The following is a 13,200-nucleotide window of genomic DNA, read 5'->3' as shown; positions in this document are numbered from 1 at the left end:
ATGGAAACGATCGAGACCAGTTTCCATCAGGATCTGAATGGCGATGGGGTCATCGGGCTCAACAACCCCTCAGCCATGGCTGCTGCCGAATCGTTTCAGTTCGCCGCCGTTAATGCCTCTACTCCGGCTGTAGTCGACACGAGTCGCGTGGATACAATCCAGCCGGCGGTGACGCTTGTCGCCTCGACACCACAGGCCGTTCCCGACCACAGCACAGACCTGTCAAGCGTCCTATTGGCGGACCTGCACGCCCACGGCTTCCTGATCCAGTGATGCGTGATCTCAGGCGCTTGACGATTGCGGACTTGTAGTCCAAATCCCGTCCGCTGGCCCGCGCTTGGAATCGTCGCAATTTTGTGAAAGATCCGGGAGCCGCGTCTTTCGGCATAGCTGCCAAATGCGCTACAAGTGCTTCCATGACCAAAACCGATCAACCGAAACCCAGGCAAATCGTCATATTCGGAGCCGGCGAAATCGCCGAACTCGCGGATTACTATTTTTCCTGCGATTCCCAATACGAGGTCGTCGGATTCGTAGTGGATCGCGCGTTCCTGAAGCAGGCAGAGTTTCGCGGTCGGCCTCTCGTCGCGTTCGAGGAGGTCGAGGAGAAGTTCGCGCCTGAACGCCACGCGATATTCGTCGCCATCAGTTATGCCAGGGTCAACGCGGTGCGCGCAGAGAAAGTGGCTGCAGCGCGGGCGAAGGGATACAGGATCGCGAGCTATTTGAGCAGCCGGGCGACAGTATTCCCCGAGTTCGAGCTGAAAGAGAATTGTCTCATTCTCGAGGACAACACCATCCAGCCCTTTGCTAGTGTAGGAGCGAATGTAACGCTGTGGAGCGGCAACCATATCGGCCACCATTCGGTGATCGAGGACGATGTCTTCCTGGCGTCTCACGTCGTCGTCTCCGGAGGAGTTCGCATCGGGCAGGGGTGCTTCGTGGGCGTGAACGTCACTATCCGCGACCACGTCACGATCGGCAAGCGATGCGTGCTTGGCGCTGGTGCATTGGTGCTAGAGGACCAGCCGGATCTATCGGTGGTCGCACCACGCGGAACTGAGCGCTCGCTGGTGCCCAGCAATCGCCTCCGGAATCTGTGAGGCACGTGATGCCGTGGCGTCGCCTGGGTCTGGTTTATGTTCCTGATGGTTCGCTTCCATGGGCGCGCAGCCATGCGGCGCTGCCCACTCCTGTACACCTTGAAGGCGACACCTTTCGCTTCTTCTTCAGCTCGCGCGATGCGGAGAGGCGCTCGCATGTCGGGTGGGTCGATGTTGAAGTTTCCGAGACGCCGCGTGTGCTCGGAGTGGCCGAGCAACCGGTCATCTCGCCTGGCGAAGATGGTACGTTCGACGACAGCGGTATCAGCCTTGGCTGCATCACGCAGGACCGGGGCGGGTATCACCTCTACTACATGGGATGGAACCTCGGTGTCCGATCGCCGTGGCGAAATGCGATCGGTCTGGCGCGCTCACGCTCGCCTGATGGTCCCTTCGAGCGCGCTTCGCCCGGACCTGTTCTGGATCGCTCGCCCGAGGATCCGTACACACTTACCTACCCCTGCGCGCTCAAGATTGGGCCTGGGCATTGGCGCATGTGGTATGGATCCAATCTGTCAGCAAATCTCAACGAGGAGATGCTCCGGCACGCGATCAAGGTTGCGGATTCCAGCGACGGCTTTCGCTGGGCGCGGGATGGCTCGATCGCCCTAGGGCTGACAGCGCCTCAGGAACATGTGATTGTGCGACCAAGCGTCGTCCGGGTTGGCGACCTATATCTGATGACATTTGCGACGCGCGGGGTGCGTTACACATTGGGGGCCGCCTGGAGTAAGGATGGAGTCCATTGGGAGCGCATCGACGAAATCATGAAAATCGATCGGACCACGCCTGGCTGGGACTTCGATATGGTCTGCTACCCATCGCTTTTCTGGCACCGTGAGCAGCTTTGGCTCGCCTACAACGGCAACGCCTATGGAGGGACGGGGTTCGGACTTGCTGTGTGGGATGGCGATCATCCGTTGCAAAAGCTCGCGAGCTGACTTGATGTCCTGCTTCAGTACCTCCCGTTCGCTTTGCTAGCTCTCGAGGGTAAGATATGACCAAGACAGGTATCGCACGTTACGGCGTTCACACGCAGGCTCAGAGCAGCACCGCACTGGACAGGGCCCTTGAACAGATAAAACTGGTCGGATTTGCCGTCGTGAGTGGAGATTATGATGCGAGCGATCTGCGTCGGTTCGCCGATGCGTTCGATCGCACGTTGCAATTAACCCAGGGCATGTACGGAGGGCGCGACAAGCTCAAGCGCATCGATGAGCACAATACGATCCGGGTCCCGCTCGCTCATGACCCTCTGTTTCTCAAGCTGGCAATGAATGCAAACATTCTCGAAATCTGTGGCCGGTTGATCGGCGACTACATCATCCTCAATCAGCAGAACGGCATCGTCAATCCGCCAAACGCGCAACATTACAACCAGGCGGCGTACCATCGGGATTTGCCGTATCAGCATTTCGTTTCGAGTCGTCCACTTGCGCTCAATGCGCTTTTCTGTCTCGACCCCTTCACGGCAGAAAATGGGGCCACGCTGGTGGTGCCCGCGAGCCATAAGGAGGAGGCGTTTCCATCCGATTTCATGGTGGAGACCTTGCAGAAGACCGTGACTGCCGAGGCCGGCTCATTTCTGGTCTTGGATGCAATGCTCTTTCACTGCGGCGGCGTGAATCAGACCTCGAATGTGCGCAGGGCGGTCAATCATCTCTACACCATTCCGCTGATGCGGCAGCAGATCGATCTGCCCTCGATGCTCGGACCCGACTACGCAACAGACAAGCAGACACGTCGTCTTCTTGGCTATGAAGTCCAGACGCCGCGCGACGTTTCCGCCTTCTACGGAGGACGTCTGTCGAGGGTGTCGACCTGATCGAGCAATGCGAGATTCCAATGAACGGAGGAACCAGTTCATGACGGAGACGGGGTTTTTCTGTCCTCGCTCACACGAGCCTCTTGTCTATTCGGCCGACGGTCGCTTTTTGGAGAGCCCCGCTGGCGATCGCTACCCCATCATCGATGGCATTCCCTCGCTGTTGCTGGCCTCCGGTCACGAGGAGGCGGGCGGAGACAGGAATAAGTACTATCGAGAGCGCGCGGCCGAATACGATCGCGGCAACGACGTCATGTTTCGCATGCTCAAGTGCGAGGAGAAACAGACCCGCGAGCAAATGACCGACCTGCTGAAGATCGCTCCGGGTGATCGCGTGCTGGAGGTTGGTTGCGGCACGTGTCGCGACACGCGTTACTTCTTGAGCCGCGGGGGCTCGGTTTACGCCGGCGATATCAACCGCGAGATGGTCCATATCGGGCGCGAACGGCTGCAAACGACGGGTGTCGACACCTCTGCGCTGAAACTCTTTCTGGCCGATGCCGGCCGATTGCCGTTTCCCGCCGGCTTCTTCGACCGCGCTTTCCACTTTGGCGGCCTCAACCTGTTTCCCGACGTGCGAGCGTCCATCGCGGAGATCGCGAGGGTCGTCAAGCCGGGTGGCCGGGTGGTGCTCGGTGACGAGGGTGTTGGAGCTTGGCTCGGCGAAACCGAGTTTGCGAAGATACTGAAGAACTCAAATCCGCTTTTCCATTATCAGGCTCCGCTCGAGAAGATCCCGGTGCTCGCGCGCAATGTGTCGTGTCACTGGATCCTGAACGGCTCGTTCTATCTGATGGTGTTTGACGTGGGCGTTGGAGAGCCGCAGCTCGATCTCGATGTCGAGTTTCCCGGCTGGCGCGGCGGATCTCACCGCACGCGTTATCTCGGCAAGCTCGAGGGGGTTTCGCCCGCGATCCGCGACAGCGTCGTGAAGGCGGCGGCCGCGGAGGGGGTCTCGGTTGTCTCCTGGCTCGAAAAGGCGCTTCGCCGCGCGCTGGACTGACAGCGGCTAGACTGCCTCGGACACGCTATTGCGAACGATGATCGTGAATTCGTAGAGCCCATAATCCTGGAGAAGGGCCACCGATCGTCCGTATTGGGACAGGCAGTAGGATAGTATTTCCGCAGGGTCGGCATAGTAAAGATCCGGTCTGCGTCGGTCCGGGTCGCTCGACATGCTGAGCACGTTGAATCCGAAGCCCTGTCGTCCAGCTCGCGCCAAGACGTCAATCGTTCGCAGCACGTAGCCCTTCCAGATGTCGCCCGGGACGTCACCTTTGACGTTGAATATGCCGCTCGCGACCGCGAAGTCGGCCCTCTCCGAAGGGACTGCGCCGACATGCCACTGCCGGTCGTACCCTTCGCCGTAAAGCTCCCGCGCCTTTTCGATCATGCTCGGCGCGATGTCATAGCCGGCAAAGCGACCACGGTACCCAGCGAGGCGCAGGAAGCGCAGGAAATCTCCGAACCCGCATCCGAGATCAATGAGTGAGGCATCAGGGTTGTCATTAACGAGGCGAAGAAATTGCCGGTGCCGCAGCTCATGGGAGTGAGGGTCGTTCCAGTCGACCCCTTTCGAAGTCGAGCCGTGAGTCTGGAGCTTGGACGTGTAATGGGTCGCGACCTGCTGCAAGATTGGGGAATCGATCGAGTTATTCATCTCGGGTGCCGTTGAGCTGCGAGCTGTGCATCGGAAGCCACGTCGCGGTTCAACTTGCGATCGGCCACGGCGCTCGACTTGTAGATGCGGCGGACCACGGTGTAGGGGCGTCGCTTGGTTTCTGCCATGATGTTCGCGATGTAGATCCCGAGAATGCCGAGAATGAGGGTTATCAAGCCTCCCAGGAACCAGATCGATATGATTAGAGAGGTGAATCCATCCACGCCGATGCCCGAGGTGAAGTAACGCATCAGGTAGAATAGGATGATGACGCCAGAAAATCCGAAAATCAGGACGCCGGTGTAGAGAACGAAGTAGAGCAGCCGTGTTGACGTGGTCGTTACGTGCTTCACCGCTAATTCGATGCGGCTCCGCAACGAATAGGTCGACGGCGACAATGAGAGTTTCCTTACGACGATCGCGGTCTGACGAAAGCCCGTCACCTGCCACAGATCGGAGATGACGAATTCGCGGTCCCGGTGGCGAACCAGGGCGTTGACATAGTCGCGGGTCATCAGACGCGACGTCACCAGATTCCGCGGGACTGGGCGGTCACCCAAGGCATCGAGGATGGCAAAGAACACCGTGCCGGTCGTCCGCTCGAAGAATCCGCCGCGCCGGCTGTCCTGAATACCGTAGACCACATCGCAAGCCTCTCGCTTCATGACCGAGTGGAACTGCGCGAGATCTTCAGGTGGCTCCTCCAGGTCGCTGTCGACGAGAAATATCAACTCCCCAGTTGCGTGGGCGAGGCCCGTCATCATCGCCTTGTGGTGACCGAAATTTCGGGCAAGATCGACGACCGTCACGCGCGGATCGCGCTGATGCAGTTGCAGCGCGAGACCAAGGCTATCGTCAGGCGAGCCGTCATTGACAATGACCATTTCGATATCGCTGGTCATGGCTTGTGCAGCCTCCATCGCGCGTTCGTAAAACGCCTCAATCGTATCGGCGGATCGATATAACGTTGTTACGATAGAGAGCTTCACCAAACGGTCTCAATACGAAGGTTGACATCTACAACTTGCTTGCCTTGTTAGCCGAATTGCTCGCTCAGTCCAATGGGATAGCGAAGGCCAGGATGCGATCCAGGCATTGCTTCTTCGCCTCTGAAGCGGCACGGGTGCGGCGCTCCTGAGGCCCGTGCTGCACAGCAGATCAAGCGTCGTCACACAGTGCTCGAAGAGACCGCAAAACCCAGCCTTCGGTCCAGGGCGGAGGTTGTTGCTGTGCAAAACGAAAGCGTCGCCCCGGTGCGCTCAATCAGCACCACAGTCTGCAGCAATTTCAGGTTGCAACTGACGGGAATTTGGAAAAACGTCACCATTCTTCAATACCTTAGGGGAGGCATCGGGAGTCCGCTTCTTACGACAATTATATGCCAGGCGCGAAGGCGCAGAACCTTCCGATCAACCAAGGCGATAGATGCGACAAAAGTGCACCGAGATTGAACTAAGGGGCGCAATTCGCGCACAATTAGCGGGGTGCCATCTCGTCCTTCCGCCCGGAATTGCCTTCTGGCCTCGCTCCTGGAATTTGTTGACTGCGTAACCGGTCAGTCTAGCAGACATCCATGTACACTTCTGGGCGGGGTAGTCGCGACTGCCTTCTTCCAGAGATGCGTACCGGCTCCGCCGAGCAGTTCCATGGCGGACGAATAGTGTATTTCATTCAAGCGGACCGGAAAGAAGTTCCGGTCAGAAGGAGGTTTTAATTATGCGCAGTTTAGCAATTGTTGCGTTTGCCGCGTGCCTGATACTGCCGGCTCTGATTTCGGCCCCGGCCCACGCGCAAGCGTCACGCACTTGGGTGTCGGGCGTCGGTGACGACGTCAATCCCTGCAGTCGTACCGCCCCATGCAAGACTTTCGCCGGGGCAATCTCTAAGACGGCCGCATTCGGCGAGATCAATTGCCTCGATCCGGCGGGTTACGGCGCGGTGACGATCACCAAGTCGATCACACTGAACTGTAGCTCCACCATCGGATCCGTGCTGGTCGCGGGAACCAACGGTATCGTCATCAGTGCCGCGACGACCGATAGAGTGGTCCTCCGCAACATCCAGCTTCAGGGTCTTGCGGGCACGGCCTCTCCCGGTCTCAACGGTGTCAGGATCCTGACCGCGGCATCGGTCTCGATCGAGAACTGCGTGATCCAAGGGTTTTCGCAGGCCGGCATCAGCGACACACGAACCGCGGGCAATACCCAGCTCTACGTTCGCAACAGCGTCGTCGTCAACAATACTGGGACCGGCATATCGATCGCTGCGACCGCTCCGAACAGGGCTACCCTCGATGGCGTCGAATTGGTAGGCAATCTGTTCGGCATTGCCGCTGCGAACGGCAATACTGCTATGGTCACCCGCTCCGTGGTGTCCGGCAATACCACGGGCGTTGAGGCAGATTCCGGCGGCGCAATCAATATCGACAGTAGCTCGATCACCGGCAACGGCACCGGCGTACAATCCACCAGCAACATCCGCCTGTCGAACTCCGACGTGACTCTCAACACTACGGGCTTCACCGGCACAGCCCTTACTCATGGCAACAACCGACTACTGGGGAATACGTCGCTCGGAACGTCGCCCACCGCGGCCGGCGGTGTCTCCAACAATCTCGGTGAGCAGTAAGCGCTTGCTGGTCCGTAATCCCTCGTCTGAGCGGCGGATCACGGCATCGGACGGGAAATGCGGGGACCTTGTCCCGGGATTTTTTAGGCCAGAGAAAGCGGCTCCGCCTTAGGCCGTGATCCGAGGGCGCATGAAACGCGACGCTCCAGGGCCGGTGTTGAACAGGAGGTCGAGCACGCTGACGGCATGTTCGAAGCCGCTATGGAGTTGTGGATATTCTGGATAGCCCGCGTAGCTCATCCATTCCGTAACGATCCCTGCATTGGCGAGCAGCCTCTCGTCAAGATAGGTCTTGGCCGAGGGACCACTCAAATAGCGATCCGCACCGGCGGCCTGTGCTATCAACATCAACCGCGCACTCTTCGCGCCATCCGCCGGATACTCCGCGTCCCTGATAATGCGCGTCTTCAACCCGAGTAGGTCCGCAATCCCTCTTATAAACAGCTCGTTCACGTCGGTGAGCCGCCTCTCTCGCTCGGCGCGCTCATACCAGCCTCTGACTTCGGGCGCGAACAGGTTAAAGAACGGTGCGCGCCGGTAGGCCAGCTCGAGTGTCCGCCAATGCTTGTCCGCCCAGGGCTTCTCGATCAGGACTTCGTCGATCGCCTGATCGAACCGTCCTTTGGTCACCACGGGCACAGTGAGCCATTCGACGCCATTGGCGGTCTTGATCCGGTTACGATTGTGCCAGTGACGCTTCACAAACTGCATGCGATCATAGATTACGTATTCATCGCACCGTCCAATCAGGTCGAAAAAGCCCTTCCACGGGATATAGCAGGATTGGACAATCGAGATTCGCACGTTCTAACTTGCAGCCTGCTGAGGAAGTGAGCGTCGCCGAAACAGGGTACGACGCGCATAGTTGATCCGAAAAGATGGCCAGCTTGGCCGCCCCGAGCCTCTCTACACTGACTTCGTGACGAATTCACCCTCAATCCGCGTTTCTCGTCGGGCTCTCAACCGATCAGCGCTTCGCAATCAGCGCAGAAGTCGTCCGCCCATGGTCGGGCGACCTGAGCGACCGGGATATCTGGATTCCGTTATGTAACCACAATAGTCTATCGCAGCTGTGATCGATGAGAAGGCCAGACGAGAGCGAAATTGACCCAATCGGGGTTCAAACTGTCAGGCTCCATTGCTGTGGTGTGGGCTTGTGACCCTTGTATCGCCGGCTTGATGATCGCAACCGCGACTGATGCGACGGCCCAATCCCTCCGCCAGGGCATCGCCGCGTTCCAGCGTCAGGACTATGTGGCGGCGTCCCGCGTCTTCATTCCGCTCGCCGAGCGCGGCAACGCGGCGGCGCAGAGCCATCTCGGCTCCTGTTCGAGACCGGCCGCGGCGTGCCGCAGAACTACAGGAAGCCGCCATGTGGTACCGGCGCGCTGCGGAGCAGGGCGACACCCGGGCCCAATATTCGCTGGGCCTGCTCTACGACCGCGGCTTTGGCGTGCCGCAGGACATTGTGGAGGCCTCCAAATGGCTCAATTTGTCGACGGCCGCGGCGCCGCCTCCGGTGCGCGAGCCCGGGGCCCGGATCCGCGACGCGGTCACCACCAAGATGACGCGCGGTGAGAGATGGCCCAGGCCCGCCTGCGGGCGTTGGAATGGGCGCCGAGCCGCGATCACTAACGGCCTTTCAGCGCCCGCTTTCCCCGGCCGTTCGGGCTCCGAAAAAAAGCGCGAAAACAACCCCATGCAAAGTAGAAGTCGATCGCCGGCGCGGCGTCTCCCACCTGCGCCTGAATGACGATTTATTCCGGTATCATAGCGGCTTAGCCCGGCCAGCCGCCGAGACAGTTCGTATACCAGGTCTCGCCCAGCCAACCGATCCAGATCGCAGGTGCCAGGAACAGCCCGAACGGCAGGAAGGCGGTCGCGCGCAGTGGTCTTCTTTGCAGCGCAGCATGGACGGCATAGGCGCCGATCGCGAGCAACGCCGCCAGCTCGATCACCGCGGCCACGGTCGCAAGATCGAGCCAGGCGCAGCACACCACGGCGAGCTCGACGTTGCCGAGCCCGAGCCCGTCGCGGCTGCGCCAGCGCCGGTAGAGCGCCATCACAGGTCCATAGTTTCGTGCGGCTGCAACGTGCAGCAATGAACGGGTAGCAATCTGCGATGAGTTCCTGGCCCATCTCTTGTAATTTTAGCGGTCGTGGCGATTGGGCAACATTTTCATGTGCCGCAACATACGGCTCGGCAATATGGAACCCGGCGGTGGTAGCTGGCCCGGTCGGGTTGATGGCAAGGCGCGTCCGGACTAGGCTGACGCGGAAGGTCGCCTGCGTCGTGGTACGGGGCCGATCGCAGGGGATCCCGATTTTGGGGTGCTGAGGCCAGCAGGACCAGCAGGGTTGGCCGTCATCTGGTAGATCCTGGACATTGCCGGAGCTTTGGCCGCGACCTCCTCTCGCGTGGGCATCCTGTCCGACGATGCCGTGCGGGGGCCAGCTGAGACCATCGACGTCGGCACGGTCAAGCCGATCGCCCGGCCCGCGCACCCCGCCAAACCCGTCCCGCGCGGCAACCCGCTGTGGTCGGTGCCTCTGTCGGCGCAGGAGCGTCCGATTTTCTCGGCCGTGCGCCGGCCGCCGCAGCGGGCGTCGCCGCAGTGTCGGTCGAAGTGGTCATGCCGCCGCCGCCAAAGCCGATCAGCGCGCCGCCGCCGCTCCTGCTGGTCGGGCTGTGGTGGGCGAGGGCGATGCGATTGCGATCCTCATCAACCACCTTGATCGGAAGGTCATCCGCCTGTGCCAGGGTCAATCGCATGACGGCTGGTCGCTGATCTCGGTGCAGCCGCGCGAGGTGACGTTCAAGAGGGCGATCGCAGCGAGGTGTTGGCGCTCTAGCGGCCGGACGGCGCGTCCGCATCGACCGCTCCGCCGGCAATCGCTGCCGGTGCCGCCGCGGCGAGCGCCAAGGTGACAGTATCGGCCACGGGCGACGCCTCGTTTGCTCCATTCGTGCCGCACGCGACGCCGAAGAACGGCGAGTCGGACAGGCTCTGAGCTCTACAGCATGATTTGGAAAAGTGCGCACGCTTTAGCGCCTGAGGATCGCGCCGAGCGTGTCGCAGACCCGCTGCTGCTGGCTTTCCCGCAAACCTATCCACAGCGGCAACCGGATGAGGCGTTCCGATAGATTGGTGGTGAGCGGAAGATCACCATGCGCGCGCCCGTAGCGCAGGCCGGCCGGCGCGGAGTGCAGCGGCACATAGTGAAACACCGCGTGAATCTCTGCTTCCTTCAGCTTGCTGAGCACCATGCCGCGATCGACCCGAGGCGGCAGCAGCACGTAGTAGAGATGACCGTTGTGCTTGCAATGGGCGGGCACGATCGGACGACGCAGTAGGCCGCGCTGCTCGAGCGGCGCCAGCATGGCGTGATACTTGTCCCAGGCTGCGATCCGCTCGCGCATGATGTGCTCGGCATCCTCGAACTGGGCCCAGAGGAAGGCCGCGGTGAGATCGCTCGGCAGAAAGGACGAGCCGATGTCCTGCCAGGTGTATTTGTCGACCTCGCCGCGGAAGAAGCGGCCGCGATCGGTGCCCTTTTCCCGCATGATTTCGGCGCGCAACACCAGTTCGGGGTTGTTCACCAGCAGGCTGCCGCCTTCGCCGGAGATGATGTTCTTGGTCTCATGAAAGCTGAAGGCACCGAGGTCGCCGATGGCGCCGAGCGGCGAGCCCCTGTAATTCGCCATGACGCCCTGGGCCGCGTCCTCGACCACCCGCAGATTGTGGCGCTTCGCGATCGTCATGATGGAGGCCATCTCGCAGGACACGCCGGCATAATGCATCGGGGCGATCGCACGTGTTCGCGACGTGATGGCGGCCTCGATCAGCCGTTCGTCGAGATTGAGCGTGTCCTCGCGGATGTCGACGAACACCGGAACGGCGCCGCGCAACAGGAATGCATTCGCGGTCGAAGCGAAGGTGAAGGACGGCAGGATGACTTCGTCGCCTTCCTTCAGGTCGAGCAGCAGGGCGGCGAGATCGAGCGCAGACGTGCAGGAATGCGTCAGCAGAGCCTTCGCTGTACCGGTGCGCTGTTCGATCCATCCGTGGCAGAGCTTGGTGAAGCGTCCGTCGCCCGAGATGTGCCTGCGCTCCAGCGCCTCTTGGATGTAGCCGTGCTCCTTGCCGGTCGCGTAAGGCCAATTGAACGGGATGAAATCGGTCACCATTGCAAAAGCTTCCCAAATACCTGTCAGAAGGGGCCTTCAATGCCTCAATTCCGGAGGAGTCAAGGGGATGCCGCCTATCGCCTCGCTCGACACGGCGGGCGCCCTTGCTTCCCGGCCAATTGAATGCCATTGGCTACCCTTTGATCCATATCCCATGTCAAAGATCAGACCAATGCGACGTGTTCCGCCCCCGGGATCGACTGTCGAGCGCGTGCGAGCTGGCATGGCCCAACGAGTTGAAAAGGCGTGAGAAAAAGTCCGTCCGATCTGCTCGGAAACTCGGCTTGGAACGCGTTCGCGTTCGTGGTGGCGGTGCTGCTTAATCTTGCCATCCTGCCGTTCGTCGTCAGCCGCCTCGGGCCCGGTGCGTTCGGTGTCGCGGGGTTGGTCACGGCATGCATCGCGCCCGCGCTTATGTTCAGCAACTCGCTGGCCCTGTCGACCGCGCGCGAGCTGGCGCAGCGACTGGCGCCGTCGGACCGCCGTGATGCGCGACGTCTGTTTGCAACCGCGGTGGCGTTGGCGGCTTGTGTGGGCGGCCTGATCGCGGTCTTCTTCTGCGTGGCCGGGGCACCGCTCGCGCGGCTTGGTTTCCATCTCGGCGGAGCCGCGGCCGACGATCTCGGGCTCGCTTTTGTGTTGGCGGGACTTAGCTGGCTGTGCCAATGCCTGTCGGCGGTCTTCCTAACACTGTTCACGGCGCGCCAGGACTATCGGCGCATTGCCTCCATCAACATCGCGAGCACCGTGATTGCGACCTTATCCATGCTTCTGCTGATCCCGGCCGCGCCGCGTGCCTCGACGTTTCTCGGATGCCAGGCGCTCGGTTTTGCAACCAGCCTGATTGTGGCGTTCGCCTGGTCGCGCAGCGCGGTCAAGGACTGGCTGGCGCGGCCGGCAATTCATCGCGATGCTCTCGGGCGGCTGGTTCGGCTGGGCGGCTGGCAGGCCGCGGCACAGGGCGGCGCGCTGTTTGCAGGACAGGCGGACCGTTATCTGCTCGGCGCACTACTCCAGCCGCAGTTCGTCGGCTTCTACGGTGTCGCGCAGCGTCTCGAAGAGGCCGTCTATATCGGCGTGCTAAAGGTCGGCGAGACCTTGTTTCCCTTCTTCAGCTCGCTCCAGGCGGAAACCGAGGAGCGCAAGGTCGACCTGCTGCTGCGTTCGTCCTGGATCTTGAACGTGTTTGCCGCGAGCGCACTGGGCGGCCTCATTCCCGTCGCCGGGCCACTGCTCCATCTTTGGACCGGCGGCGAGGTCGCCACTGAGGGGGAGACCGTGCTGGTGGTGCTGTCGATCGCTGGGATATTGGGTTCGAGTGCCAACGTTCTCGCATTCTATCTGCTGGCGCAGGGGCGCTCACGTGACAATGCGCTCATCGCGCTGTTCACCGGCGCGGCCACGCTCGCGACCAGCCTCATTGTGCTGCCGCGGTTCGGCTGGCAGGCTGCGGGCTGGAGCACTTGCGTTGGCATGATCGTTCAGATGATCGCGACCGTGGCGCTGGTCCGCCGCAGCATCAGCGCCGCCGGCCTGGGGTCGCGCGTTTTTCATTTCATGCTGACGCCACTCGGCGTCGGGATCGTGACGTCCCTGGCCCTGCGCTCGGGGCTCCGTCACGCAGCAGTCGCCTCGACATCGGCGTGGTGGTATGTTGCAGCCGTCGGTGCCTTGTCGGCCGCGATCATCTTCGTCGTCGCGGTTGCAGCGTCACAGGCCGGTCCCTATCGCGCGGTCTGTCGGCGTGACCTCCTTGCCATCGCCGGCCGTTTCGTTCCGTTGAAGGCGGTCTAGA

14 protein-coding genes are annotated in these 13,200 nt (G+C 61.1%); 8 read left to right on the top strand and 6 right to left on the bottom strand.

Annotated elements, in window-relative coordinates:
• From FXB41_RS13745 to FXB41_RS13725, 5 genes are all read left to right on the top strand, one after another.
• Positions 1 to 273, top strand: a 273-nt coding sequence (locus tag FXB41_RS13745) for a hypothetical protein (RefSeq protein ID WP_219682148.1), incomplete at its 5' end; no start/stop codon positions are given.
• Positions 274 to 416: 143 nt separating this feature from the next.
• Positions 417 to 1,103, top strand: a complete 687-nt coding sequence (locus tag FXB41_RS13740) for an acetyltransferase (protein WP_219682147.1) — start codon at positions 417 to 419, stop codon at positions 1,101 to 1,103.
• A gap of 8 nt (positions 1,104 to 1,111) precedes the next feature.
• Positions 1,112 to 2,044: a glycoside hydrolase family protein gene (locus FXB41_RS13735; protein WP_219682146.1), complete on the top strand. Its 933-nt coding sequence runs from the start codon at positions 1,112 to 1,114 to the stop codon at positions 2,042 to 2,044.
• Positions 2,045 to 2,100: 56 nt separating this feature from the next.
• Positions 2,101 to 2,928 (top strand): phytanoyl-CoA dioxygenase family protein, encoded by an 828-nt coding sequence (locus FXB41_RS13730; protein WP_219682145.1) that lies wholly within the window; start codon positions 2,101 to 2,103, stop codon positions 2,926 to 2,928.
• 109 nt (positions 2,929 to 3,037) lie between these two features.
• Complete coding sequence (locus tag FXB41_RS13725; RefSeq protein ID WP_219682144.1) at positions 3,038 to 3,931, top strand: class I SAM-dependent methyltransferase; 894 nt, start codon at positions 3,038 to 3,040, stop codon at positions 3,929 to 3,931.
• 6 nt (positions 3,932 to 3,937) lie between these two features.
• Here FXB41_RS13725 and FXB41_RS13720 read toward each other — a convergent pair whose 3' ends face one another.
• Positions 3,938 to 4,588: a class I SAM-dependent methyltransferase gene (locus FXB41_RS13720; protein ID WP_219682143.1), complete on the bottom strand. Its 651-nt coding sequence runs from the start codon at positions 4,586 to 4,588 to the stop codon at positions 3,938 to 3,940.
• The gene (locus FXB41_RS13715; RefSeq protein WP_219682142.1) at positions 4,585 to 5,577 is read right to left on the bottom strand and encodes a glycosyltransferase family 2 protein; all 993 of its coding nucleotides are present in this window, start codon (positions 5,575 to 5,577) and stop codon (positions 4,585 to 4,587) included. Before FXB41_RS13715 ends, FXB41_RS13720 begins: the two co-directional genes overlap by 4 nt.
• A 727-nt stretch (positions 5,578 to 6,304) precedes the next feature.
• Between FXB41_RS13715 and FXB41_RS13710 the strand changes: the two genes are divergently transcribed.
• Positions 6,305 to 7,216, top strand: a complete 912-nt coding sequence (locus FXB41_RS13710) for a right-handed parallel beta-helix repeat-containing protein (RefSeq protein ID WP_219682141.1) — start codon at positions 6,305 to 6,307, stop codon at positions 7,214 to 7,216.
• Positions 7,217 to 7,324: 108 nt separating this feature from the next.
• On the opposite strand, the gene FXB41_RS13705 is transcribed toward FXB41_RS13710, so the two are convergent.
• Positions 7,325 to 8,020, bottom strand: coding sequence for a WbqC family protein (locus FXB41_RS13705; RefSeq protein ID WP_219682140.1), 696 nt, complete (start codon positions 8,018 to 8,020; stop codon positions 7,325 to 7,327).
• A 568-nt stretch (positions 8,021 to 8,588) separates the two neighbouring features.
• On the opposite strand from FXB41_RS13705, the gene FXB41_RS40670 reads away from it, so the two are divergent.
• Positions 8,589 to 8,969: a tetratricopeptide repeat protein gene (locus FXB41_RS40670; protein WP_246648815.1), complete on the top strand. Its 381-nt coding sequence runs from the start codon at positions 8,589 to 8,591 to the stop codon at positions 8,967 to 8,969.
• A gap of 25 nt (positions 8,970 to 8,994) precedes the next feature.
• On the opposite strand, the gene FXB41_RS13695 is transcribed toward FXB41_RS40670, so the two are convergent.
• From FXB41_RS13695 to rffA, 3 genes are all read right to left on the bottom strand, one after another.
• Entirely contained in the window at positions 8,995 to 9,279 is a 285-nt protein-coding gene (locus FXB41_RS13695) for an A24 family peptidase (RefSeq protein WP_246648814.1), read from the bottom strand.
• A 416-nt stretch (positions 9,280 to 9,695) separates the two neighbouring features.
• Positions 9,696 to 9,989, bottom strand: a complete 294-nt coding sequence (locus FXB41_RS13690) for a hypothetical protein (RefSeq protein WP_219682139.1) — start codon at positions 9,987 to 9,989, stop codon at positions 9,696 to 9,698.
• Positions 9,990 to 10,262: 273 nt separating this feature from the next.
• Complete coding sequence (gene rffA, locus FXB41_RS13685; RefSeq protein ID WP_219682138.1) at positions 10,263 to 11,405, bottom strand: dTDP-4-amino-4,6-dideoxygalactose transaminase; 1,143 nt, start codon at positions 11,403 to 11,405, stop codon at positions 10,263 to 10,265.
• A gap of 246 nt (positions 11,406 to 11,651) precedes the next feature.
• Between rffA and FXB41_RS13680 the strand changes: the two genes are divergently transcribed.
• Entirely contained in the window at positions 11,652 to 13,199 is a 1,548-nt protein-coding gene (locus FXB41_RS13680) for a lipopolysaccharide biosynthesis protein (RefSeq protein WP_219682137.1), read from the top strand.
• Position 13,200: the final 1 nt, after the last annotated feature.

This window comes from Bradyrhizobium canariense (assembly GCF_019402665.1).
In the GTDB taxonomy this organism is placed as follows: domain Bacteria; phylum Pseudomonadota; class Alphaproteobacteria; order Rhizobiales; family Xanthobacteraceae; genus Bradyrhizobium; species Bradyrhizobium canariense.
This window is presented reverse-complemented; position numbering and strand designations above follow the sequence as displayed.

Excerpts from the sequence above, each read along its gene's own strand:
- FXB41_RS13740 (WP_219682147.1), top strand. The coding sequence starts at position 417 with ATGACCAAAACCGATCAACCGAAACCCAGGCAAATCGTCATATTCGGA.
- FXB41_RS13735 (WP_219682146.1), top strand. The coding sequence starts at position 1,112 with ATGCCGTGGCGTCGCCTGGGTCTGGTTTATGTTCCTGATGGTTCGCTT.
- FXB41_RS13730 (WP_219682145.1), top strand. The coding sequence starts at position 2,101 with ATGACCAAGACAGGTATCGCACGTTACGGCGTTCACACGCAGGCTCAG.
- FXB41_RS13720 (WP_219682143.1), bottom strand. The coding sequence starts at position 4,588 with ATGAATAACTCGATCGATTCCCCAATCTTGCAGCAGGTCGCGACCCAT.
- FXB41_RS13710 (WP_219682141.1), top strand. The coding sequence starts at position 6,305 with ATGCGCAGTTTAGCAATTGTTGCGTTTGCCGCGTGCCTGATACTGCCG.
- FXB41_RS40670 (WP_246648815.1), top strand. The coding sequence starts at position 8,589 with ATGTGGTACCGGCGCGCTGCGGAGCAGGGCGACACCCGGGCCCAATAT.
- FXB41_RS13695 (WP_246648814.1), bottom strand. The coding sequence starts at position 9,279 with ATGGCGCTCTACCGGCGCTGGCGCAGCCGCGACGGGCTCGGGCTCGGC.
- FXB41_RS13690 (WP_219682139.1), bottom strand. The coding sequence starts at position 9,989 with ATGCGATTGACCCTGGCACAGGCGGATGACCTTCCGATCAAGGTGGTT.
- rffA (WP_219682138.1), bottom strand. The coding sequence starts at position 11,405 with ATGGTGACCGATTTCATCCCGTTCAATTGGCCTTACGCGACCGGCAAG.